At 34.2% G+C, this 22,644-nt stretch carries 17 protein-coding genes and 1 tRNA gene; 9 read left to right on the top strand and 9 right to left on the bottom strand.

All coding sequences use genetic code 11. The features are described from left to right. Positions 1-654: 654 nt before the first annotated feature. The 3 genes from PHS07_03525 to PHS07_03515 all read left to right on the top strand — a co-directional run bounded on the left by PHS07_03525 (position 655) and on the right by PHS07_03515 (position 1,610). Positions 655-864, top strand: coding sequence for a hypothetical protein (locus PHS07_03525; protein ID MDD4607369.1), 210 nt, complete (start codon positions 655-657; stop codon positions 862-864). Positions 865-1,031: 167 nt separating this feature from the next. Beyond that, entirely contained in the window at positions 1,032-1,286 is a 255-nt protein-coding gene (locus PHS07_03520; GenBank protein MDD4607368.1) for a hypothetical protein, read from the top strand. 12 nt (positions 1,287-1,298) lie between these two features. Then, the gene (locus PHS07_03515; protein MDD4607367.1) at positions 1,299-1,610 is read left to right on the top strand and encodes a hypothetical protein; all 312 of its coding nucleotides are present in this window, start codon (positions 1,299-1,301) and stop codon (positions 1,608-1,610) included. A 161-nt stretch (positions 1,611-1,771) separates the two neighbouring features. Here PHS07_03515 and PHS07_03510 read toward each other — a convergent pair whose 3' ends face one another. The 3 genes from PHS07_03510 to uvrA form a co-directional block, all read right to left on the bottom strand. Then, positions 1,772-3,064, bottom strand: coding sequence for an O-antigen ligase family protein (locus PHS07_03510; GenBank protein ID MDD4607366.1), 1,293 nt, complete (start codon positions 3,062-3,064; stop codon positions 1,772-1,774). 124 nt (positions 3,065-3,188) lie between these two features. Beyond that, positions 3,189-4,061 carry a hypothetical protein gene (locus PHS07_03505; GenBank protein MDD4607365.1) on the bottom strand — a complete coding sequence of 291 codons (873 nt, stop codon included), beginning with the start codon at positions 4,059-4,061 and terminating at the stop codon, positions 3,189-3,191. Positions 4,062-4,067: 6 nt separating this feature from the next. Then, positions 4,068-6,911, bottom strand: coding sequence for an excinuclease ABC subunit UvrA (uvrA, locus tag PHS07_03500; GenBank protein MDD4607364.1), 2,844 nt, complete (start codon positions 6,909-6,911; stop codon positions 4,068-4,070). Positions 6,912-7,549: 638 nt separating this feature from the next. On the opposite strand from uvrA, the gene secG reads away from it, so the two are divergent. From secG to trpS, 5 genes are all read left to right on the top strand, one after another. Then, complete coding sequence (gene secG, locus PHS07_03495; protein ID MDD4607363.1) at positions 7,550-7,762, top strand: preprotein translocase subunit SecG; 213 nt, start codon at positions 7,550-7,552, stop codon at positions 7,760-7,762. Between the two features lie 73 nt (positions 7,763-7,835). Next, positions 7,836-9,626 carry an ABC transporter substrate-binding protein gene (locus tag PHS07_03490; GenBank protein ID MDD4607362.1) on the top strand — a complete coding sequence of 597 codons (1,791 nt, stop codon included), beginning with the start codon at positions 7,836-7,838 and terminating at the stop codon, positions 9,624-9,626. Between the two features lie 45 nt (positions 9,627-9,671). Continuing rightward, a tRNA-Leu gene (locus tag PHS07_03485) sits at positions 9,672-9,755 on the top strand. A gap of 24 nt (positions 9,756-9,779) precedes the next feature. Further along, entirely contained in the window at positions 9,780-11,474 is a 1,695-nt protein-coding gene (locus tag PHS07_03480) for a ribonuclease J (GenBank protein MDD4607361.1), read from the top strand. 9 nt (positions 11,475-11,483) lie between these two features. Next, on the top strand, positions 11,484-12,464 hold the full coding sequence (gene trpS / locus PHS07_03475; protein ID MDD4607360.1) for a tryptophan--tRNA ligase: 981 nt from the start codon (positions 11,484-11,486) through the stop codon (positions 12,462-12,464). 57 nt (positions 12,465-12,521) lie between these two features. On the opposite strand, the gene PHS07_03470 is transcribed toward trpS, so the two are convergent. From PHS07_03470 to PHS07_03455, 4 genes are all read right to left on the bottom strand, one after another. Further along, the gene (locus PHS07_03470; GenBank protein MDD4607359.1) at positions 12,522-16,079 is read right to left on the bottom strand and encodes a right-handed parallel beta-helix repeat-containing protein; all 3,558 of its coding nucleotides are present in this window, start codon (positions 16,077-16,079) and stop codon (positions 12,522-12,524) included. 476 nt (positions 16,080-16,555) lie between these two features. Further along, positions 16,556-17,923, bottom strand: a complete 1,368-nt coding sequence (locus PHS07_03465) for a phosphomannomutase/phosphoglucomutase (GenBank protein ID MDD4607358.1) — start codon at positions 17,921-17,923, stop codon at positions 16,556-16,558. 76 nt (positions 17,924-17,999) lie between these two features. Continuing rightward, positions 18,000-18,287 carry a hypothetical protein gene (locus tag PHS07_03460; protein ID MDD4607357.1) on the bottom strand — a complete coding sequence of 96 codons (288 nt, stop codon included), beginning with the start codon at positions 18,285-18,287 and terminating at the stop codon, positions 18,000-18,002. Positions 18,288-18,357: 70 nt separating this feature from the next. Then, positions 18,358-19,047: a class I SAM-dependent methyltransferase gene (locus PHS07_03455; protein ID MDD4607356.1), complete on the bottom strand. Its 690-nt coding sequence runs from the start codon at positions 19,045-19,047 to the stop codon at positions 18,358-18,360. A gap of 259 nt (positions 19,048-19,306) precedes the next feature. Here PHS07_03455 and PHS07_03450 point away from each other — a divergent pair, with 259 nt between their 5' ends. Then, a complete protein-coding gene (locus PHS07_03450) occupies positions 19,307-20,887 on the top strand; it encodes a tRNA uridine(34) 5-carboxymethylaminomethyl modification radical SAM/GNAT enzyme Elp3 (GenBank protein ID MDD4607355.1) in 1,581 nt (526 codons plus the stop codon). A 93-nt stretch (positions 20,888-20,980) separates the two neighbouring features. On the opposite strand, the gene PHS07_03445 is transcribed toward PHS07_03450, so the two are convergent. Both PHS07_03445 and PHS07_03440 read right to left on the bottom strand, forming a co-directional pair. Then, the gene (locus PHS07_03445) at positions 20,981-21,691 is read right to left on the bottom strand and encodes a hypothetical protein (protein MDD4607354.1); all 711 of its coding nucleotides are present in this window, start codon (positions 21,689-21,691) and stop codon (positions 20,981-20,983) included. A gap of 230 nt (positions 21,692-21,921) precedes the next feature. After that, positions 21,922-22,371 (bottom strand): hypothetical protein, encoded by a 450-nt coding sequence (locus PHS07_03440; GenBank protein ID MDD4607353.1) that lies wholly within the window; start codon positions 22,369-22,371, stop codon positions 21,922-21,924. Positions 22,372-22,644: the final 273 nt, after the last annotated feature.

Raw genomic sequence — 22,644 nt, 5'->3', positions numbered from 1 at the left:
TCTCTTTTATTAATTATATATTATAGATATAAAATAATTTTGTTCTTTTTAATTATAAAGACCTCGCTGGGCGTTAACACTATATCTCGAAAAACTGGCTGTTTGACAATCCCACTTAACACAACCATCACCCCAGCGAGGTTATTTTGACCCCTTCCCCCGAGACTAAGAATTCCAAGGACGCCCTACGCACCATAGCTTAATACCCACCCTCCAGTCATGGATTTGTTGAGCTAAAATCCTTGGACAGGGTCTTTTCAGTTCAACGCCGAAGTATTTGCTTATATGTATGTGACTAATCTCGCTACTGAAAAGACCCATTTTGATCTTTTTAACCCTATTTGGGAGGTATAATGCTCATCCTAAAATCGGGCACACCATTTGGTAGCTGAGCCACGACAATATAGTTCTCAATCAAGCGGTATAAATCTACAATCCACCCTTCTCGTTAAACGAGAAGCACTAATCCAACCGCGTATTTTTAAGGGGGTAAAATGCGCAAAACAATACTTATGGAGGTCTCCATCAACTAATGTTGTGATCCACCCCTCAGAACGGCCGGCTTTAAAACCGGCCATTTTATTTGACTTTTTTAAATTTAAAAGCTAGAATAAGAATATATTGCACATTATCATTTAAAACAAAAGGAGTAAAATGGCTAAGAAAGAATCTTTAGGGAAAAAAATCGTAAAGCGATTAGAAGAAGCAAACCTACCGCCTAATTCACCTATTGGCAACCCAGAAGCATTTGCTAAAACAAATGAACATGGTGACACGGATTCTGATGGATATCCCATATCGCCAGAAGAAAAAAAACGCAATCGAGCTACAGTAAGAACGCGTGGCAAAAATTCTGATCTCTAAAGGAGAAACAATGATAAATTCTATTGAAAACTTTCTTGTTAGAATAATCATCCTAATTCTTCGCCCCATTTTTCCTTGTCCACTTTAACAAAAACACGGAATATGGGAAATAATACCATCAGCTGGCGGAACCCACGGTCCTTTAAAGGGATGAGAAAGGAAAAATAATGAGTGAAAACACAAAAGATATTTTAAAGATAATAGCGCTCAATATTCCGTTATTACCTTTAACAATTCCGTTTGGCCTCGTTCTATTACTATTTGCTGCAATCTTAAAAAATTTGGCATTAGCAAAACAGATATTCATCAAATTAGAAGTTATGTACCTCAGGCCATTCTTCTATTGCTCTTTCAATAAGGAGTCTGACAGGTGGGAAAGGATACCTGCAGCCGGAGGAACCCACGGTCATTTAAAGGGATAACAAAGGAAAAAAATGACAACCAAGATTACCCCCCCCTATAATGGCAAAAACCTATGTTTTAAAATTTTCCGCCTCATCGCTAAGGGCAGACAGAAAAGAACACTCTCTGTAGCTACTCAAAGAAAAATTTCTGCGCTTATAGCTACCCATAAAAGACGTAAAGGTCCAATTCAAGATAGTTCGGCAATGCAAATTTTTCACATAATTGCTGCAGATAGAAAAACAAAGGGCGGAAAAAGAATATTCCTTTCTCCTTCAGCTCAAGAAAAAATTGATCTGATTCTAGAGGGAGACTTATTATTACATCAACAAAGCCCGCACTAAGCGGGCTTTTTCATTTATGTCATTTTTAAAACCTGCCATCCTGAACTTGTTTCAGGATCTGTTATATACCAATCTAGATGCTGAAATAAATTCAGCATGACAACTTCTTTCGCCCGTTCAAGACAAACAAAATTATAAAAGGATAGAATGCATACGAGAGTTTAAATGCTTAAATTTTGAATATCAATCGCCAAAATTATTCCGCACAACAACAACCCGCAATTCATTGACCATAAATAATGATCAAATAAGCCGATGATTAACAAACTTAATAGTAAAGCTAAACCAATTATTTTCTGCGAGTTTAAACCTGATTTAAAAATTTGAAAAACTAAATAAAATATAATACTTAAAAATAAAATTAATCCTACTAAACCCAGCTCTGATAAAATTAATAAATAAACATTATGCGCTGGTTGATACCACCAAACTTCTTGTTGAGGATATAAATTATGTAATTCTAAAGTATAATTCCCCACGCCCACGCCCAACAACCAATTTTGTTGAATAATTTCTTTGGCTTGTTGTAAACTAGCTATGCGTTCTTGATTGGATTTAACTTCCAAACGAGCTTGATTTTGCAAACGAGTCATTAACAATGGATATAAAAATATAGAAAAAATAATCACACTTACCAAACCGATTAAAACTGATTTGTTTATTAAATTTTGTTTAATTTTAATTTTGATTAAAATTTTATAAAAAATAAAACTAATTATTAAAGCTAGAATCGCGCCCCTGGAAAAAGTTAACATTAAACCTAAAATCAAAATCGGTAAGACCGCACTTAAATAACGCACTTTGCTCGGATATTTATCTAATAAATAAATCGTTAATAAAATTGTTATAACTAAAAAACCGGCTAAAATATTCGGGTGGGGCAATGAACCGTAAACTCGCAACCAACGCTGATCGCCCACTTCAACCACCGATACGCCTAAATCTCGAGCCAACTGACCGGCCATGCCCAACCATTGGCTGGCTATAACTTGTTGACTAAAAAATTGCCAAATAGCTAAAATCGATTGAATCACTCCGGCGGTAATTAAACTTAAACTTATTTTTTTAAATGATATTTTTATTAAACTTAAAATAAAGGCTACATCAATTAATAAAGCTATTCGAACGGCCCAGTATAAATTTAAAATTTTATCTTGAGACCAAATAATGGAGATAAATAACCAAACAATAAAAAGAGAGACGAACAAAATTAAATATTTTTGTTTTTTTATTTTTAACCAAAAATCTTCGTCTTTAATTTTAGATAAAATAAAAATTATGCCGAATACCCAAATTAAAGCTAAGAGAATGTCAATAAAATATAAACTCAAGCTACCGTACTCCCAATAACCATTGTTTAAATTGTTAATTTTAAAAATCCACCGCGTTTGCCATGGTAATAAAAAAATTAATAAGTAAGTTAGATATTCAATTGTTTTTTTGAGTTTTGACATAAAAATAGTGTCATTGCGAGGGAGCCCGCCGAGTCGGCGGACGACCGTGGCAATCCTGTAAATTGGTGTACGAGGCGTTGATTTACGAGATTGCTTCGCTACGCTCGCAATGACTTTTTATATTTTATTTCTGAAAAATTTTATTTTTAAATTTATCTCGATACTCTTCGCGCCTATCGTTGGTATGCAATTTTAAAATTTGATCATTCACTACCACATTAGAATTTTGGTTCATTTTATCTTTAATAGTTACAGGTAAAATTTTAAGTTGATATTTTCTAACTATTTTTTCTAACCAGCCACCCCAAAAACTAGGCAATTTTATGGTTTTAATCTGGCGACGTAAATTAGATTGCGCCCATTCAAAATTTGGTAAATATTTTTTTAGCCATTCGTTGGCTTGAGTAAATTTAATCCAAGTCCGATCTTTGTCATAAATCATTTTAAACTGCGACAACCAATAAATAAAATGGATATCAGATAAATTATTTTTAGCTGGTAATAATAATTTTTCTAGATTTAAACTATCTTCACTCACAAAAAACGACAAACAAATTTTATCTTGGGTGTCATTTTCTCTCGGTCGTAATTTAAAAATCTTTAACCAACTAACTGCTAAAAACCGGGTTAGCCAAATTCTATTTTTTTGCGTAATAATAAACAAATCTATGTCACTCTCGACTGTCGCATTTGAATAACTCAAACTGTTACAGACCGCGATCATTTTTATAAACGGAATCCAACGCAAAACTTTGCTAATCTTGATGACTTTTTTAAATTTCTTTTCAGCTATGCTATAACGAGTTAATCGGGTTTGAATAATCTCTGATCTGTTCTTTAAAAAATAAAAACCGTTGTGTTGCTGAATATTTTTTTCAACTTCAACGGTTGGTAAAAAATCTTTTTGAAATTGCCATTTTTGTAATTCAAATTCTGTTAATGGAAAATTAAAAATATCAAAATAAGTTAACACGGCTAATTTGTTCTTTAAGTCCATTTTATCTTATTTTAAAACTTTTTTTAAATACTGCCCGGTATAACTATTTTTAACTTGAGCTACTTGTTGAGGTGTACCCTGAGCCACAATTTGACCACCACGATCACCACCTTCAGGACCTAAATCAATTATCCAATCAGCTGACTTTATTATATCAAGATTATGTTCAATCACCAAAATTGAATTACCCTTTTCAACTAATTTATACAACACTTTAAGTAATTTATTAATATCTTCAAAATGTAAACCGGTGGTTGGCTCATCTAAAATGTATAAAGTTTTACCAGTCGCCCGACGTGACAATTCGGTCGCTAATTTAACCCGTTGAGCTTCACCACCAGATAAAGTTGTGGCTGGCTGACCTAATTTCATATAGCCCAACCCGACTTCCAAAAGAATATCTAACTTCTGTTTGATCGACTCATTATTTTTAAAAAACTGACTAGCTTCGCTTACGGTCATATCTAAAACCTCAGCAATATTTTTATTTTGATATAAAATTTCTAAAGTCTCGGCGTTGTAACGTTGACCTTTGCACTCTTCGCATTCAATATAGACGTCTGGTAAAAATTGCATTTCAACTTTAATCATTCCCTCACCACCACACGTCTCACAGCGACCCTTGTCTTTAACATTGAAACTAAAATGACCAGCCGTATAGCCTCTCATTTTTGATTCAGGCAACTCAGCAAATAAATCGCGAATATAAGTAAATAAACCCGTATAAGTTGCCGGATTAGAACGTGGCGAACGACCGATTGGTGATTGATCAATGTTAATCATTTTATCAAGATGTTGCACGCCAATTAAACTTTTACATTTACCTGGCAAATCAGAGGCATGATGCAATTCACGTGCCAAGGTTTTAGCTAAAATTTCAATTAACAAGGTTGACTTACCCGAACCCGATACCCCCGTAAAACATACAAATTTGCCTAAAGGAATTTTAACATTAACATTTTTTAAATTGAATTGTTGCGCACCTTTAATTGTTATAAATTTGCCTGTCGTTTGTTTACTTTGTTGCGGAGTCTCGATTTTTTTACAGTGTGATAAATATTGGCCGGTTAAAGATTTTTTATTTTTTAAAATTTGTTGATAAGTTCCCTGAGCAATAATTTCACCGCCTTGAATTCCAGCTCCTGGCCCCATATCAATAATTTGATCGGCGACTTGCATAGTTTGAGCATCATGTTCGACTACAATGACTGTATTGCCAATTTTTTTTAAATCCTTAAGTACGCTAATTAAATGTTCCACATCGCGCATATGTAGACCGATAGTTGGTTCATCTAATAAATAAATCAAACCCGACAAAGCTGAATTAATTTGAGTAGCTAATTTAACCCTTTGAGCTTCACCACCAGACAAAGTTAAGGATGAACGATCTAGTGATAAATATTCCAAACCTACATTTTCTAATGCCCGCAAACGTTGATCTATTTCTTTTAAAATTTGTTGACTAATAATTTTTTCTTTGGGCGTTAATTGATGATGAATTAATTTTTTATCTAATTTATCATTTTGTAATTGGTAAAAAAAATTTTGAGCCACCCGAATACTCATCTGGCTAATCTGTGCAATATTCTGTCCACCGACCGTCACCGCCAAAACTTCAGGCTTTAATCTTTGACCCTGACATTTCGGACAAGTGCGTTTACGCATATATTTTTTAATTTCACTCTGAATATATTCTGAAGGACTTTCCTTACATTTTTGATAAAGTTGATTTAAAATTCCTTCAAATACAATTTTTTCACCATCCACCACATAAAAGTCATCGCCCGTTCCATGTAAAATAATATCTAAAATCTTAACTGGTAAATCTTGAATTGCGACATCCAAAGAAAAATTATATTTAGTCGCTACTTGCTGTAATAATTTTTGCCACTGGCTATAATGAATTTTTAACCACGGTCGAATAGCTCCTTGATTGATGGTTAATTTTTTATTCGGTATAACTAAATCACTATCTGGTTCAAAGGTTACCCCCAAACCGTCGCAATGAGTACAAGCACCATAAGGCGAATTAAAAGAAAAAAAATGTGGTTCTAATAATGGAATATTAATACCACATTGAGGACATGATAAAAATTGACTAACTATAAGCTCTCGATTATCTTTAGTAGATTTAATGGTAGCTAAGCCCTTGCCAAGCTCTAAGGATCGTTTTAAAATTTGAATTAATTCTTTATCCGTCTGAGAATTAACCAACAAATCTTCGGTAATTACTACTTCTAAATCGTGAGCTTGATTTCTATCTATTGGCAATAATTCAAGTTCTTCTAAAAAATAAATCTCATCGTCGAATCTGACTTTGAGATAATTCATATTTTTAATCGCCTGAATAATTTTTTTTACTTGACCAGTTTTATCTTTGAAAATGGGGGCTAAAACAATAATTTTAGTATTTTTAAACTGACTATAAATCTTTTTTATAATTTGGTCTGTGCTTTGTTGAACGATTTCCTGTCCACAAATTGGACAATGCGGTCGACCAATGCGAGCAAATAGCAATCGTAAATAATCGTAAATTTCCGTAATTGTGCCCACTGTTGAACGTGGATTTTTGGTTAAAGTCCTCTGGTCAATAGCAATCGTCGGCGACAAACCTTCAATTTTATCCACGGCTGGTTTATCCATAATACCCAAAAACTGACGTGCATATGAAGCTAAACTCTCAATATAGCGTCGCTGACCCTCAGCATAAATCGTGTCAAAAGCCAAAGATGATTTACCAGAACCAGAAACACCTGTAATGACAGTAAATTGATTTTTAGGAATATCAACGTTAATGTTTTTTAAATTGTGGACACGAGCACCACGAATAACAATTTGATCTTTAGACATAAATCTAAAAAATTTGTTTTTTATTAGCAATTATTATAATATATTTTTAAAATCATATCAAGAGTAAAATAAAAATGAGGGAGTGAATCCTCACCCCCTCGTAATTTGTTCATCCAAGTTCCGGATGAACGACACCAAGTGCCGACCCCCCCATCTAGGACTCGCCCTGTCTCTGGCTATGACCTCGGCCATGCAGGTACTAATTGAGCCAAATAAGCTAATTCATCTGGGACAGTAACTATACACCATGTGCGTTTCCCGCATTTTTTTTCTTGACATGGCCCGTAAGAAACAGCATTCCCCATAATTAACACTCTACCACTTTCGATGTCTTCTCGGGTAATGTCACGAATCTTTCCCCTGGGGACACTAATAGACCCACAATGGGCACAACGTTCTAACGACATAGTCCTCCTCCTCCTTTGGATTAAAATTTATTTTTGTGGAAAAATATAATATCTTTCCAACTGGGAGGACGAAAATCTTCTTTATTCATTTTGACTCCTCATTTGAATGTGCATAAATAATAACAATAATTTATAACATACATCTTTAAAATTCGTTTGTCAAGTGGTTAAATTTATTTGACTTCTTAAATCCTCTTTGCTATAATAAATATAATTTATTAAAACAATCTTATGCAAATTATTAACTTATCTCAAATTATTGTTTCGGTTTTATTAATCATAGCTATTTTACTTCAAAGTCGTGGTAGCGGTTTATCAGGCGTTTTTGGTGGCGGTGATAATATCTACCAAACCAAACGTGGAGCTGAAAAATTTATTTTTATAGCTACTATTATTTTATCGATTATTTTTTTTGGTTTAGCTATTGCTAATATACTTATTTAAGTTTAAATTAAATATTTTTTTAATAGTTAGGCGAGAAGAACTCTATGTCTTGTTTAATTATTAATTATCAAGTGTGGCCTATTTTTTAAATACAATTAAAAATTTTTGGCATAAATGGCACAATCCAGAATATCAACGCCTTCGTCAGCAAAATGATCTTGACTTAAAATTAGTCACCCAACTTTCAAAAAAAAGAATGCCATCTCTTAAGCAATTAAAATATTTGCCCAGTTTTTTACATAACTATGAAAAAAATATCCTACGACTTCTACTCATTATTATTCTAATTTGTGTAGTTTTCTTGGCTATTAGAGCTTATCTTGTTCACACCCAAATTACACCTCTTCCCGGTGGCGAATATCGTGAAGGTTTAATTGGCAATCCGCAATACATTAATCCTGTTTTAGCACCATTAAACTCAGTTGACCAAGACCTCAGCACTTTAATTTATTCAGGCTTGTTAAAATACGATCAAAATTCAACCCAACCTTATAAATTGGTTAATGATTTGGCTAGAGAATATACAATTGACGAACCTAATAAAACTATAACTTTTAAAATTCGGGATAATGTTTATTGGCATGATGGCCAACGCTTAACAGCTAATGATGTTATTTTTACTTTTGAATTATTAAAAACTAAAGAATATCAAAGCCCATATTTATCGCAATTTAAAGATATTCAAATTGAAAAAATTGATGATTTTAGTTTAAAAATTGTTTTACCAGAAATTTTCTCGCCATTTTTAAATTATTTAACCGTCGGCATTTTACCTCAACACATTTGGCAGACTATCCCCTTAAATCAATTTACTCTAGCTCAATATAATTTAAAACCAATTGGGAGCGGTCCTTTCCAATTTGAAAATTTAGTTAAAGATAAATTTGGTTTTATTAAAACTTATACTCTGAAAAAAAACAACAACTATTACGATCAGCCAGCCTATTTTGATAAATTAAATTTTAAATTTTATTATTCAAATGAAGATGCTCTCTCGGCCTTGGAAAGTAAACAAATTGATGGCTTTCTAGTTCGCCAAATTTATCAGGATTTAATTGATAAAAAATGGATCAATCATCAATCGCTCTACCTCCCTCAATACACAGCTATTTTCTTTAATAATCAAAAAATTACCAATAAAACTTTGCGACAAGCCTTAGCTTATGCGATTAACAAAGAAGAAATTTTAACTCAATTAAACTCGCCGGCATATTTAATTAATTCTCCACTAACTTTTAATTTGATTAACATTGAAAATGCACCAGAAAAATACGATTTTAATCCTGAAATAGCCAAACAACTTTTAGAAGCTGACGGCTGGCAATTACAGGATGGCGTTTACCAACAAGATGATAAAAAACTACGTGTAGCTTTAAGTGTAGCCGACACTCCCATCGATCAAAAAATCGCCCAAATCGTTCAGCGGGAATGGCAAGCTCTTGGCATAGAAACTGCTATTCAAACCTATCCAGTTTCTCAGCTCAAAGAAGAAATTATCAATCAACGCGATTATCAAATTTTACTTTTTTCAATTGTAACCAATCTCGACCCTGATCCCTATCCCGTTTGGCATTCAAGTCAGGCCGGCAGTGGAATTAATTTATCTGTTTTTAAAAATGACCAAGTCGATAAAATTTTAGAAAAAGCCCGACATGTTTTTGATACTACTATTCGCAATCAAGATTACCAACAGTTTCAAGAGCTATTAATCGAACAAACACCAGCTATATTTCTTTACAATCAATCTTACACTTATTTAATTAATCAACGTATTTTAGGCATAACTGAAATTAAAGCGCCAGACTTTTCAACGCGTTTTAATATTATTAATCGGTGGTTTATTGAAGGTAAAAAACAATTTTAATTATAACGATGTAATTAGCAAAAACCCCACGCCTTTTTAAAATCAGGGGATGTGGTGAAACTGGTAGACACGCAACGTTCAGGGCGTTGTCCCGTTTACGGGGTGGGAGTTCAACTCTCCCCGTCCCCATTTATAAACAAATAACTTAAATTAATGTTAAAACAAAAAACAATTCAAAACAAAAATGATAAATTACGCCTAATTTTTCTTGGTGGCATGGAAGAAGTCGGTCGCAACATGACTATTCTTGAAAATCAAAATGATATCATTATTATTGACATGGGTTTACAATTTCCAGAAGAAGATATGCCAGGAATTGACTATATTATTCCTAACATCTCTTATCTCAAAGATAAATTAAATAAAATCCGTGGCGTAATTATAACTCATGCTCATTATGACCATATTGGTGGTATCCCACATTTAATGGCTGACTTGGGCAATCCCATTATTTATGGCACCGATTTAACTAATGCTATTATTCGCAAACGCCAAGAAGACTACAAGAACTGTCCGGTTAAATTAAGATTACGTAATATTAATAATACAACCAGATTGGTTTTGGGCGGATTTAGGCTTGAATTTTTTAAGGTTACTCACAATATTCCGGGCAGTATGGGCGTAGCGATTAATACCCCACAGGGTATAATTATTCACACTGGCGATTTTAAATTAGATATGAATCCAACCGCCTCTGAACCGCCCGATATCTCTAAAATTGCTCAATTTCAAAATCGCAATGTTTTAGCTTTGCTTTCTGATAGCACTAATGCTGATTGTCCGGGTCATCAATTTACTGAAAAACAAATTGAGTATAATTTAGAAGAAGTTTTTCGCCAAGCCAAAGGCAGAATTATTGTCGCCACCTTTGCTTCGCTTTTAAATCGTATTCAACAAATTATTTGGTTGGCTGAAAAATTAGGTAAAAAAGTAGCCATTGAGGGTTTTAGTATGAAAACTAATGTTGAAATTGCTAAACAGCTTGGCTATTTAAAACATAAAAAAAATACTATTATTTCATTGAGAAAAACTCAAAATATTCCGGATAATAAATTAATCGTCGTTTGCACTGGAGCTCAAGGTGAAGATCGAGCCGCTTTAATGCGGATTGCTCACGATGAACACAAGGATATTAAAATTGGTAAAAACGATACGGTTATTTTTTCTTCTTCAGTTGTGCCAGGTAATGAAACTAGTGTGCAAAGACTTAAAGATGATCTCTATCGTAAAGGCGCCGATGTAATTCATTATCAAATGGTTGATATCCATGCCGGTGGTCACGCCAAGCAAGAAGATTTAAAATTAATGTTAAAATTGGTTAGTCCTAAATATTTAATTCCCATCGAAGGCAATCTATCTCTTTTAAAGGCCCACGAACGCTTAGCTAAAGGCATGAACTTCCCAGAAAAAAATATTTTAATTCCAGTCAATGGTCAAATTGTTGAATTTGCAAACGGCCAAGCTAAATTAACGAACAAAAAAGTTTGTACTAATGACATTATGGTTGATGGCCTTGGTGTTGGTGATGTCAGCAATATTGTTCTCCGCGATCGACGCACTATGGCTGATGACGGTATGTTGGTGGTTATTGCTACCGTTAATAAAAGTAGCGGTAAATTATTAAATAATCCCGATATTATTTCACGTGGTTTTATTTACATGAAAGAAAATAGAAAACTCATCGAACAAGTCCGCAATAAAGTTAAACAATTAGTTCAAAATCAAGACGTGTCTAAACCTGGCAATGAAGATCAATTGAAAAATAAAATTCGTGACGAAATTGGTAAATTCTTATTTAAAGAAACTGAGCGTCGACCATTAATTTTACCAGTCATTATTAGTCTTTAAATTAAATCTATGTCTCAACTTATTTTTTCTGGCATTCAGCCCTCAGGTCAAATTCATTTAGGTAATTATTTAGGCGCGATTCAAAACTGGGTGCAACTCCAAAAGGAATATCAGTGTATTTATTCAATTGTTGATCTGCACGCCATGACTGTTGATTATGATGCTAAAAATTTTCAACAACGCATTTTGGAAACCGCTGCTACTTTGTTAGCTTGTGGCATTGATCCTAAAAAATCCATATTTTTTGTTCAGTCGCACGTCCCTCAACACACTGAATTGACTTGGATTTTTAATACTTTACTGCCTATCAGCGAATTAGAACGCATGACGCAATTTAAGGACAAAGCTCAACAACACAAAAATAATATTAACGCTGGACTTTTTACCTATCCCATCCTTCAATCCGCTGACATTTTATTGTATAAAGCTGATGCTGTACCGGTTGGTGAAGATCAAGTCCAACACATTGAATTAACTCGTAAAATTGCTAAAAAATTTAACAATAAATTTGGCGACTATTTCCCTGAGCCTAAAGAACTCATTACTCAAGCGCCACGCATCATGTCATTAACTGATCCGACTCAAAAAATGAGCAAAAGCCATGGTGAAAAAACTTACATTGCCCTAACTGATGAGCCAGAAATAATTAGAAAAAAAATCATGTCAGCAGTAACTGATACTGGAGATTCTAAAACCATGAGTCCAGGTGTAATTAATTTATTTACTTTATTAAAAATTGTAGCTGACAAAAAAACTGCCGATAAATTTGAGCAAGAATATAAAACCAATAAAATCAAGTACTCAGAGCTAAAAACTGTTTTAGCTGATAATGTTGTTGATTTATTAAAACCAATTCAAAAGCAATATCAAACTTTAATCCAAAAACCTGATCAAGTTTGGAAAACTTTAGATCAAGGCGCGCAACAAGCCGAAAAAATTGCCAGCAAAAATATGACTGAAATAAAAAAATTGACTGGCTTGATAAAATAAATTTAAATTATCAAAAAAAACGACCTACGCGATGTAGGCCGTTTTTTTGATATGAATTTATTTAATCAAACTATTGTTAGGAATTTTCTCTAGATTTTCATTAGTAATACCCAAGGCTAATGTTCTGAATATCTCCAAAATATTTTTGGGTTCAACACGATAGGCCTGACCATCTTCATGCACATACCAAACCCGACCACCTTCTTCTACTTGTAACAATAATTGACCTTTTAATCGATTAGCTAAGTTTGCGTCTGTTTGTAATTTAACTGGAGCTGGATTATATGGATTGTAACCATTCTCTATCTCATGTTTGTCTGAATAGCCATCGCCATCTGTGTCCAAATTCGGATCAATGGTACTAGTATTAACTGGGATTTTACTTAAGTCTGCGTCAGTAATACCCAAAGACAATTCTCTGAATAAAGGTAAGGCTTTATATTGTTCAATCAAATATCTTGTGTTCTTTTGTTTGTCAACATACCAAACCCTACCTCGGCTTTCAACCTGTAATAATAATTTACCACCCAAGCGACGCCTTAAAGTTTCATCAATAACTTTAATATTACAAATTTCTATACTATTGTCAGTTGCTTGTTTTAATGTGACAACTATTTTTTTGTTTAAATATTTATTAATATCGTCGACTTGATTACTAAAAATCAAAGCTGAATTAAAACTACCATCATCACTTGTAAAATAATATCTGCCATTGGCCAACTTTAATTCGCCTAAATATTGTTGATAAGCATCGATATCTTCTGGTATATCACTTGGATCACCAGATGGCATATAAGTACAACCTTGTTCTCCATCATCATTCCATAGAATTGTTGAACCGCAAGCATTAGAGAAACCATAATTGTCGGCATGACCGTATGAATAAATATCGAAACCATCGTTGTCAATAATAATATTTTTCATAACTTCAAATGGACCATCAAAAATTCTTAATCCCACATCAGCCGACCCACTACATTTATTACCCTCTATACGACCATAATTGGATTGACCAAAAAATGAGATACAATAAGAATGTCCATTTTTCCCTGGACCAATATCATAAATTTCATTATCTAAAACACTATTATTAGTTGAATAATACAACATTTCTATAGCGGCGGTTTTTATATCATGAATAATATTATCTTGAAAAGTTGAATTGGTAACTGCTTTAGCTGCCCGGCCATAATGATCGCCGGCATGAATGCCATAAACATAGTTTTTAATCTCAAAATTCTTAACCGTTACATTCTTGGCGTTATGTATTTTAATAGCATGCGAATAATCTTCCTGACCTTCAAAACTACCACCGTTTAAAATTGCGCCATTACCGTCTAAAACTATATTTGATTCCTCGATATAGATTGCAGCCGATTCTGGATAAATAAATCCGTTTAGTAATGGAGCTGGTGATAAATTATATTCTTTGGGTTCAAGTTTAATACTATCTAAGATAAAATAAACGCCATTAACATTGTGAACTCGCCCTTGATAAGTCGATGGATCGGTTAAATCTACAATTGGCAAATCTTCTTCTGTACTACAACTACGTGACAAAATAGGTGTTCCACCAGTACAACCCTCTGGAGATGAATTTAACAATGTTCTAGTTTTTATACCGTTGTTACACTCACCCCAGTCGGAATAGGTGAAGGAGGTACAAACTCCTGTTGGTAATGGTGGCAATGATGGTGTACAACTTTGAGTTAAAACCGGACTGCCCCCCGTACAACCGGCAGGAGATGAAGTCAAAATAGTACGTGTTTGTTGGCCATTATTACATCCACTCCAATCGGAATAGGTGAAGGATGCGCAGGTCTCAGTTGGAGGAACCGCATCGGTGGAATACGAAATCTCAACACTAATTAATTGCGGTGTTATGGTATCATCTATGGTTTGTAAAATCGCCTTCCATCTTAAATCAGAACCTGTTGTAACAAAAGTACGCTCTGGTTCACGCGGGGCAATCTCTATCCAATTTTTTCCACCATTATTACTCAAATAATAATTAATATCAGTTCCCCATGGTTCGTCGTAGTTTATGACCGTAGTTGCCTTAGTAATGTTTTTGCTTGTGGTATCTATTGTTTTGGATTGAGCAATATTTGACCTTTCATATCGAGGCATTGCTAAATTGATTCTTTGAAAATAAATGTCCCAATCATCTTCTAAACCTTCTATCTCCCCTTCTATTGTATATGGTTTACTTTGCCAAACTGCTATATAATCATCATGCCTACCGGCCGTAATAACAGGATCATATCTCAACCCTCTCTCATATGAGCTAATTCTAAATTCTTCGCCATGTTCATTACCATCATTATAATATCTTTGAACAATTACATCATCACTCCTTGGAAAACCATCTACAATACAACAGTCTTCATCACTGGGATAACTCCCCCTTAAACGAGACATTATAACAATAAAATCATAGTTGTGTTGGTTATAAATAACTTTAGGGGGACTAATTTCTTCGCCAGGAGAAGTAAAACCATGTGGTCCTTCAATAGAAGAACCTAAGCGTTCTCCATTACTATTAAATCTCTGTATACGTACCACGTCCTCGATAACATCCTGACCCGGTTCATAACTATGCCAGACTATTATAAAACCATTATCCTTACTAATAGTGATGTCTGGATCCGTAGGGGCATTAACAGTAGTAATACCCACGTCAACTCTAAATTCTCCGCCAGCAGGATATCCATCACTATAAAACCTTTGCGCATAAATTCCTTTTGTCCCAGTACTTTTTTGCCAAGTAATTATATAACTTCCATCCGGATTCATATCTATAGCGGGGGTTATCTCTGCTGTTGTGTCTCCTACGCTGATTTCTCCACTTATTTTATTGCAATTAGCATCAAATTTTTGAGCCTTAATCACATTGTTTTCCATGTCTGTCCAAGCGATAACAAAATTACCGTTTGCATCTGCAGCCACGACCGGATTAATTTGCCAGCCATCTGTAAAAGTGTTCACTTGAAATTCATTCCCCTCGCCAGAACCTTGAGCCTGTGATGAAACGGGAATTTCATTAAAGTAGGAATCATATTTCTTTGCATAAATATCAAAACCACTTCCAGTTTCATGTTGGTCATAGCTAACCCACGTAATTACAGTTTCATTGCGTCCATCTGTGGCAACGTCTGGCCAAGCAGGTTCAGCCTGTACATCATTATTAACCTTAAATTCACCACCTATTTTATTTCCATTATAATCAAACCTTTGGCTATAAATATCATGTGTTCTGTCTGATTCATTTATACCTCTCCAAACTATTACAAAATTACCATTTATATCTGAATCTACCGCGGGATCTTGTTGTACTTCAGTAAGGTTAGTATTAACTAATTGTTCAGACGGAATATTATTATCCGCAATATAATTTTTAGTTAGCCTAACAGAATCATAATTTTCCCAATAAGCGCTTGTATAAACGCTGTCTTGATATGTTTTATTCCAAAAATCTTCCGTAAATGTATAACTACTCGCCTCAACCTCATTCGGCATTAAAAAAACTCCCGTACCTAGGACAAGAGCCATAACACAAACTGAATAAATCAGCTTGTTAAAAGTTGTTTTTGTGACCCTTTTTTTGTTTTGCATAGATTTTTTGTAAATTAGTTAAAATGTGCTAGCTCTGACTAGCTGACTTCATTATATCATATCTTGTCCAAAAAGTCAATAAATGGCTTATTTAAGCCACGTACTTGATATTTAAAAAGATTAAATCTTTAAAATTTTCCTGTGATTTATACTTAAAAAGACTATCTTATCCACTTTTTCTATAAAAAATCAATTTTTCTGTGTAAAACCTGTGGATAACTCACTGTTTTCACTTTTAAATTAGTTTCTTTAACTCACCCCCCCCAACCAATTCTGGGCAATGTTCTTAAATTAATAAATTTTTAACTGAGGATCTTTGGCATCAATAAAACTTTTAATTTTATCCATATAAATTTTAATATCATTTTAGTTGTATGTTATATACATACAATTGTATGCTGTTTACATACATTTGTCAAATTCCTCGACTCAACCCACTTCTTTTCCAACTTTACACAATATTTTTTTAAAACTGCTTAATTTATAATCTTCAAAATCTCATCAATTTTTTCCTTTGCCATTTCTTTATCTCGAGCCTCAACTGTTAAGCGCAAAATTGGTTCTGTGTTTGAAGGTCGCACATTAAACCACCAATCATCAAATTCAATTGTAATGCCGTCTATTTCGTCGCGAATATTATCTTTATAATGTTGTCGAATCAAATCTGAGGCTATGTCTTTATCATCTATTTTTAAATTAACTTCATCGGCTCGATAGTATAATTTAAAATCTTTAATAATTTCAGAAAGCAAGCGGCCATCTTCTGAAATGGCTTGTGTAGCTAAAGCCAGAGCAATAAAACCATTATCAGCATAAAAATTATCTTTAAAAGCAAAATGAGCTGAAACCTCACCACTCATTAAACCCCCCTCTTCTTTCATATGTCGCGCTAAATTGCGATAACCCACTTCACTCCGAATCGCTTTGCCACCCCATTGTTGAATTAATTCCGGTACTGCGTGTGAACAAATTAAATTATAAGCAATGCCCGACCCTGGATGTAATTTTAAAAAGGCCCGAGCTAAAACCAACAAGACCATGTCGCCAGGTATAAAATTACCGACTTCATCAACTAAAAACATCCGATCGCCATCAACGTCAAACATCACGCCAAAGTCTGCACCCTCTTGAGTAATTTTAGTCGCAATTTTTTCTTCCGCACATTGAGTTAAGGGATTGGGCGGACGATTAGGAAAATCTGCATCTGGCTCAATAAATAATGGTATCGGCTGACAACCCATTTTTTCTAAAATTGTCATCGCCATTTTACCATTCATACCATTGCCAGCATCCACAACTATTTTTAAGGGCTTAATTTTAGTTAAGTCTATAAAATTTAAAATATGTTTTAAATGATCATTAAAAATATCTTTAGTTTGTAATGTACCAGCTAATTCTTCGGCTTTTAGAGGTAAATCTATTTCTTGCATAACCTGATATAATTCTTCGCCACTAATAAATAAAATACTATTTTTTAAATCTGGATCAGCCATCACCATTTTAAAACCACCGTATTCTGGTGGATTGTGCGAAGCTGTGCCCATAATCCCACCATCATATTGATAATGCCCCACTGCAAAATATAGATCATTAACTGAAATTAAACCCAAATCATCAATTTTAACGCCATATTTTAAAATCGTTTCAATTAATTTTTTGATCAAAGGTTCGGACGATTGACGAATATCTCGCCCGACTGCTAATTTTAATTCTGAAATGGGTTTATTTAATTTTTGCGATAAAATATAAATCAAAGTCTGAGCGATTTTCTCGGCGATTTCGGGATTAATTTGTTCCGGAAAAACACCTCGAATATCGTAAGCTTTAAAAATTGTTTTATCCATAAAAATAAAATTTAAAAATTAATGTTTATTAACATATTTTAACACGCTTTTCGGCTTAAAACAAATAAAAATGCCTCTAGTTAGGACTAGTGGCATGTTTTTTTCTAGTGATTCTTTGATTTTTTTCTAAAAGATCTAGAACCGCTTGTCTTTGTTCGGGTTGACCAAAATTAATTTGTCTAACTAGCTCAAAGGCGATTTCGAAACTATCTTGACCACAATTAATTTGACTTATGGGTCTATCTTGAGGATAATCTGGACCTAGAGCCGAATAATAATATCGATCATCAACCCCCTTATATATCCAAACTACCTCTGGCAAATAATTGCCATTACCGCTAGACTCTTGCTCATTAGAAACCATTCTTTCCTCCTGATAAAAATAGTTTATATTATTAAGAACTAAATATAGTTTAATCTTTTAAAATATTTTGTCAAGCCCTGATTATGCTAATTAAATTATCTTTAATTTTATATTGTTTAATTATTTGCCAACTTGTATATTTAAATAATCTTTCTAGCTCTTTTAAAGTAAAGGCATGATAATAACGTTGAATAATTTTATTTTGTAATTTCCAAGGAATTAAAGTGTCTCCTTTTTCTAAATTTTTAGATTTAAAATTTAATAATAAATGCCACAATTTATATTTAAAAATTAAATTCCATTTTCTAAGATTCCAATTGGTCATAATTAAATATCCACCAGGCTTAATAATACGTTTAATTTCTTTTAAAACTTGCTGTCGTAAATCCACATCTGGAATGTGCTGAAAAGCAGCAATACAAAACACTGCATCAAATTTTTTGTCTTCAAGGGGCAAGGATTGAGTCATGTCACCAACTAAAAATTTATAATTTGAGGCTGGATAATTAACTCGAGCCAATTTTATTAGATTTGCGCTAATGTCAATTCCAGTGTAATCTATATTTAGATCGGTAAAAACTTGAATCAAACGACCATTGCCACAACCCAGATCTAAAATTTTATCATTTGACTGAACATATTTTTTAAATTCTAACATTTCTGGCCAAGGCTTGACCCGAGTCTGCGAAAAATGATTAGCAATTAATTCATAGTCCTGTCGTGTCTTGCTAATTAAATTTTTAACTTTATTTTTTTGCATTTTAATAATTTTACAAATTGGTCAATTTTTCTATTCCTTATTAAAGAGAAATAGAAAATAACTGGTCATTGCGAGCGTAGCGAAGCAATCTCGTAAATAAATGCCTCGTGTGCCAATTTACGGGATTGCCACGGTCGTCCGCCGAGTCGACGGGCTCCCTCGCAATGACACTTTAAAACAACGATGTTCTTCGCCACCGACTAGTGAACAGAAATGATGTTATCTACTCACTACACACTACTCACTACAACCTAAAAAAATGTCTAACGAAAAAATAATTCAAAACTTAATTCATAGTCATCATATCACTAAAAAAGATTTGGATAAAGCCAAGCGTCAATTTTGTGATTCTAAAAAAATAATTTCTAATGTTAATTTATTAAAAACTTATCGTCAATTGATTAAAAATAAAAAAATCCAATCGAATAAAAATTTAGAAAAACTTTTAGTCTGCCGACCCGTTAGAACTTTATCTGGCGTAGCTATTATCACTGTCTTAACTAAGCCCTATCCTTGTCCGGGAAAATGTTTATATTGCCCCCAAGAAAAAAATATGCCAAAAAGTTATTTATCTAACGAACCAGCGGTGATGCGAGCTATTTTGTGTCAATTTGATCCCTACAAACAAGTTCAGGGTCGTTTAAAAAGTTTATATCAAACTGGCCATCCAACTGATAAAATTGAGTTGATAATTTTGGGTGCGACTTGGTCAGCTTATCCTCGACAATATCAAACTTGGTTTATTAAACGTTGTTTTCAAGCCGCTAATGATTTCAATAAACGCAATCAACCTCTAAAACAAAGTTTATCTCAGGCTCAAAAAATTAATCAAACCACCCAACATCGTATTATTGGTTTGTCAATTGAAACCCGACCAAATCTAGTTAACGAAAAAGAAGTTATTCGTTTAAGAAAATTAGGATGCACGCGTATTGAAATCGGTGTCCAAACTATTTTTAATGATATTTTGCAAAAAAATAAACGTGGTCATCAAGTCCAAGCGACTATCCAAGCCACTAAATTATTAAAACAAGCTGGCTTTAAAATCTGCTATCATATGATGCCGAATTTACCCAGTTCTACTTTAAAAAAAGATTTAGCCATGTTTAAAAAATTATTTTCTAGTCCAGACTTTCAACCTGACATGTTAAAAATTTATCCTTGCACGGTGGTAAAGGGTTCGCCCTTATATAAAATTTGGCAACAGAATAAATATAAACCTTATACTCAAAAACAATTAATTGATTTACTAATTAAAATTAAGCTTATTTTACCACCTTATACTCGAGTCAATCGCTTAATTCGCGATATTCCGTCCATTTCAATTGAGGCTGGCAACAAAGTCACCAACTTGCGAGAAATTATACAAAAAAAAATGGCTCAGCAAAATTTAGCTTGCCAATGTATTCGTTGTCGTGAAATTAAAAACGAACAAATCAATTTTAAAAATGTTAAATTTAAAATAATTCAATACTCAGCTTCAGGTGGTATAGAATATTTTTTAAGTTATGAAGATGTTAAAAATAATAAACTGCTAGCTTTTTTAAGATTAAGATTGCCAGAAAAAAAATTTAACCCTTTTCTACAAAATTTAAATTTAATTGATTGCGCCTTGGTGCGCGAGCTGCATACTTATGGTCAATTAATAAATTTAAATTCCAAAAATAAGCAGGCCAGCCAACACAAAGGTTGGGGAAAAAAATTAATGATACAAGCGGAAAAAATAACTCAAAAAAATAACTATTCTAAATTAGCGGTTATCGCCGGAATTGGTGTGCGTGAATATTATCGAAAATTGGGATATAAATTGGATGGGACGTATATGGTAAAAAATGTATAAAATTATCCCTCTTGCCAATTGGCAAAAGGGATTAAGGTTAAAAGGTACAAGTTACAAGATTTACCCCCTCACCAATAAATTGGTGAGTGGGGGTTAGATTGAAACTACTTGGCGGCCACGCAGATCCTCACCCGAGTTCGAAGGAACGCAGTAGCGGACCCTAACCTTGCCGTCGCAGAAACCGACGCCAGGGACATCACCATCGGCATAGCGCGAGCCGGCGCAAATAGTCCAGTTCTCGCCATCGAGATGTTTACCAGACTTCCAGTGATAGAAGAGTTCCAATATCTGGCGCTCTTCTAAAGTGATAACATTGATATTTTTTGCTTTAAGATCATTGGCAGAAAAATTTTTGAGCTCTTTATCGGCCTCGACGCGATAACGAACCAAAACAATATAGTTATGATCTGTTTTTCTGATCGAGGTGATGGTATTGAGATTGTCGATGTAACGCCAAGATGCGAAACGAGAAGCCATTTTCTCGAAAAGACGATTAGGCGTCATGCCTTGAGCAACACAAATCGGGAAATCGATGTCGCCTTGAGGCTTCGGCATTAGCACGTTAGAAAAGTCAATTTTGAGACCAAAAACCTCGAGGTAAAAACGAGACCATTCATTGAGTGTCGTATTGCCGACAATCTCTTTGATAGCTCGTTCCATCGCCTCTCTTATTTTTTCCTTTGACCCGACAACTTTCTGTGCTTCCGCTTTAGTTAGATCAGCCGGAACAGCTTCAATCAAAGCGGCGGTTAATTCTTTCATTTGACCTGCGGTCATTGTTTGGACTGTCTCTTGGTTTCCCATGAGCAATTCCTCCTTGTTAATTTTGTGAATGTTCTGACACAGAAACCTTTTCTGTATCTATTTATATAATACAACATCTAAATTTTTTGTCAACCCAATCTGGATGGATAATTTTAAACTTTTACAAAACCTAATTTCAAAGTAATCCCACTTTTAATTTATAAAAAATTAAAAGAGGCGTTCCACTGGGAACGCCTCATGTTTTGCCTCTGATTCAAAGAGGCGCACGGCTAGGTGATTTTCATCACCCGGCCATAGTTGTCAGGAATAACCGCGAGATCGGATGGAAAATATTTATTATAACCGGATTTAACAGCCGATTCCTCGGCCGTCAAGGAAACAATCTTCAGATTGTATCCTGGCGGTGTCGCGGCGAATAAGTAGTCGTGAATTCCATCTCGATTTCGGTCAGCGACGGTGCTGATTGGTCTTATTGGACTGGCGGCGCCGATGGCGGTGGCGGTGGCGATGGTCGTGACGTCGGTGATGTCGACGATGTCGATGTAATTATTATATTCTTTGGCGATGACCAGACCGCCAGGATCGGGGTCGACAGCCGGGATAATCGTTGCGTTACTGGGAGCCAAAGCCGGATCGAGATCGCGATCGAGATCGTGTGATGCCATCATTGCCATAGCAATGAACAACATCAGCATAACAATGAGAATGTTTTTGTTCATTCAACCTCCTTACTTTTCCTTTTCGCAAGGTAGCTATCTACCTTTACGCGATAAATTTTTTCAAAAAATTTTTTATAAAAAGATCTATCTAAATTATTTACTAATTAAATAGTAGCACTTTATAAATTTTTTGTCAATAGCTAACTGGTGCATTCTACTCCGAAGTGAAACATCAAGACAACTTAAAGGGGCACACGTTTTCAAGTAAAATGATTATTGAGCAATCAATAATTAACTTGATAAACAATATGCCCTACAAACATTTTACCTTAG

The organism is Patescibacteria group bacterium, assembly GCA_028707495.1.
GTDB lineage: Bacteria > Patescibacteriota > Patescibacteriia > UBA2591 > JAQWAS01 > JAQWAS01.
Note: the sequence above shows the minus strand (reverse complement) of the source record. Positions and strands in the feature narration are given on the sequence as shown.

What these genes read in the sequence shown, in the direction of transcription:
- PHS07_03525 (MDD4607369.1), top strand. Translation starts at nt 655, where the DNA reads ATGGCTAAGAAAGAATCTTTAGGGAAAAAAATCGTAAAGCGATTAGAA.
- PHS07_03520 (MDD4607368.1), top strand. Translation starts at nt 1,032, where the DNA reads ATGAGTGAAAACACAAAAGATATTTTAAAGATAATAGCGCTCAATATT.
- PHS07_03515 (MDD4607367.1), top strand. Translation starts at nt 1,299, where the DNA reads ATGACAACCAAGATTACCCCCCCCTATAATGGCAAAAACCTATGTTTT.
- PHS07_03510 (MDD4607366.1), bottom strand. Translation starts at nt 3,064, where the DNA reads ATGTCAAAACTCAAAAAAACAATTGAATATCTAACTTACTTATTAATT.
- PHS07_03505 (MDD4607365.1), bottom strand. Translation starts at nt 4,061, where the DNA reads ATGGACTTAAAGAACAAATTAGCCGTGTTAACTTATTTTGATATTTTT.
- uvrA (MDD4607364.1), bottom strand. Translation starts at nt 6,911, where the DNA reads ATGTCTAAAGATCAAATTGTTATTCGTGGTGCTCGTGTCCACAATTTA.
- secG (MDD4607363.1), top strand. Translation starts at nt 7,550, where the DNA reads ATGCAAATTATTAACTTATCTCAAATTATTGTTTCGGTTTTATTAATC.
- PHS07_03480 (MDD4607361.1), top strand. Translation starts at nt 9,780, where the DNA reads ATGTTAAAACAAAAAACAATTCAAAACAAAAATGATAAATTACGCCTA.
- trpS (MDD4607360.1), top strand. Translation starts at nt 11,484, where the DNA reads ATGTCTCAACTTATTTTTTCTGGCATTCAGCCCTCAGGTCAAATTCAT.
- PHS07_03470 (MDD4607359.1), bottom strand. Translation starts at nt 16,079, where the DNA reads ATGCAAAACAAAAAAAGGGTCACAAAAACAACTTTTAACAAGCTGATT.
- PHS07_03465 (MDD4607358.1), bottom strand. Translation starts at nt 17,923, where the DNA reads ATGGATAAAACAATTTTTAAAGCTTACGATATTCGAGGTGTTTTTCCG.
- PHS07_03460 (MDD4607357.1), bottom strand. Translation starts at nt 18,287, where the DNA reads ATGGTTTCTAATGAGCAAGAGTCTAGCGGTAATGGCAATTATTTGCCA.
- PHS07_03455 (MDD4607356.1), bottom strand. Translation starts at nt 19,047, where the DNA reads ATGCAAAAAAATAAAGTTAAAAATTTAATTAGCAAGACACGACAGGAC.
- PHS07_03450 (MDD4607355.1), top strand. Translation starts at nt 19,307, where the DNA reads ATGTCTAACGAAAAAATAATTCAAAACTTAATTCATAGTCATCATATC.
- PHS07_03445 (MDD4607354.1), bottom strand. Translation starts at nt 21,691, where the DNA reads ATGGGAAACCAAGAGACAGTCCAAACAATGACCGCAGGTCAAATGAAA.
- PHS07_03440 (MDD4607353.1), bottom strand. Translation starts at nt 22,371, where the DNA reads ATGAACAAAAACATTCTCATTGTTATGCTGATGTTGTTCATTGCTATG.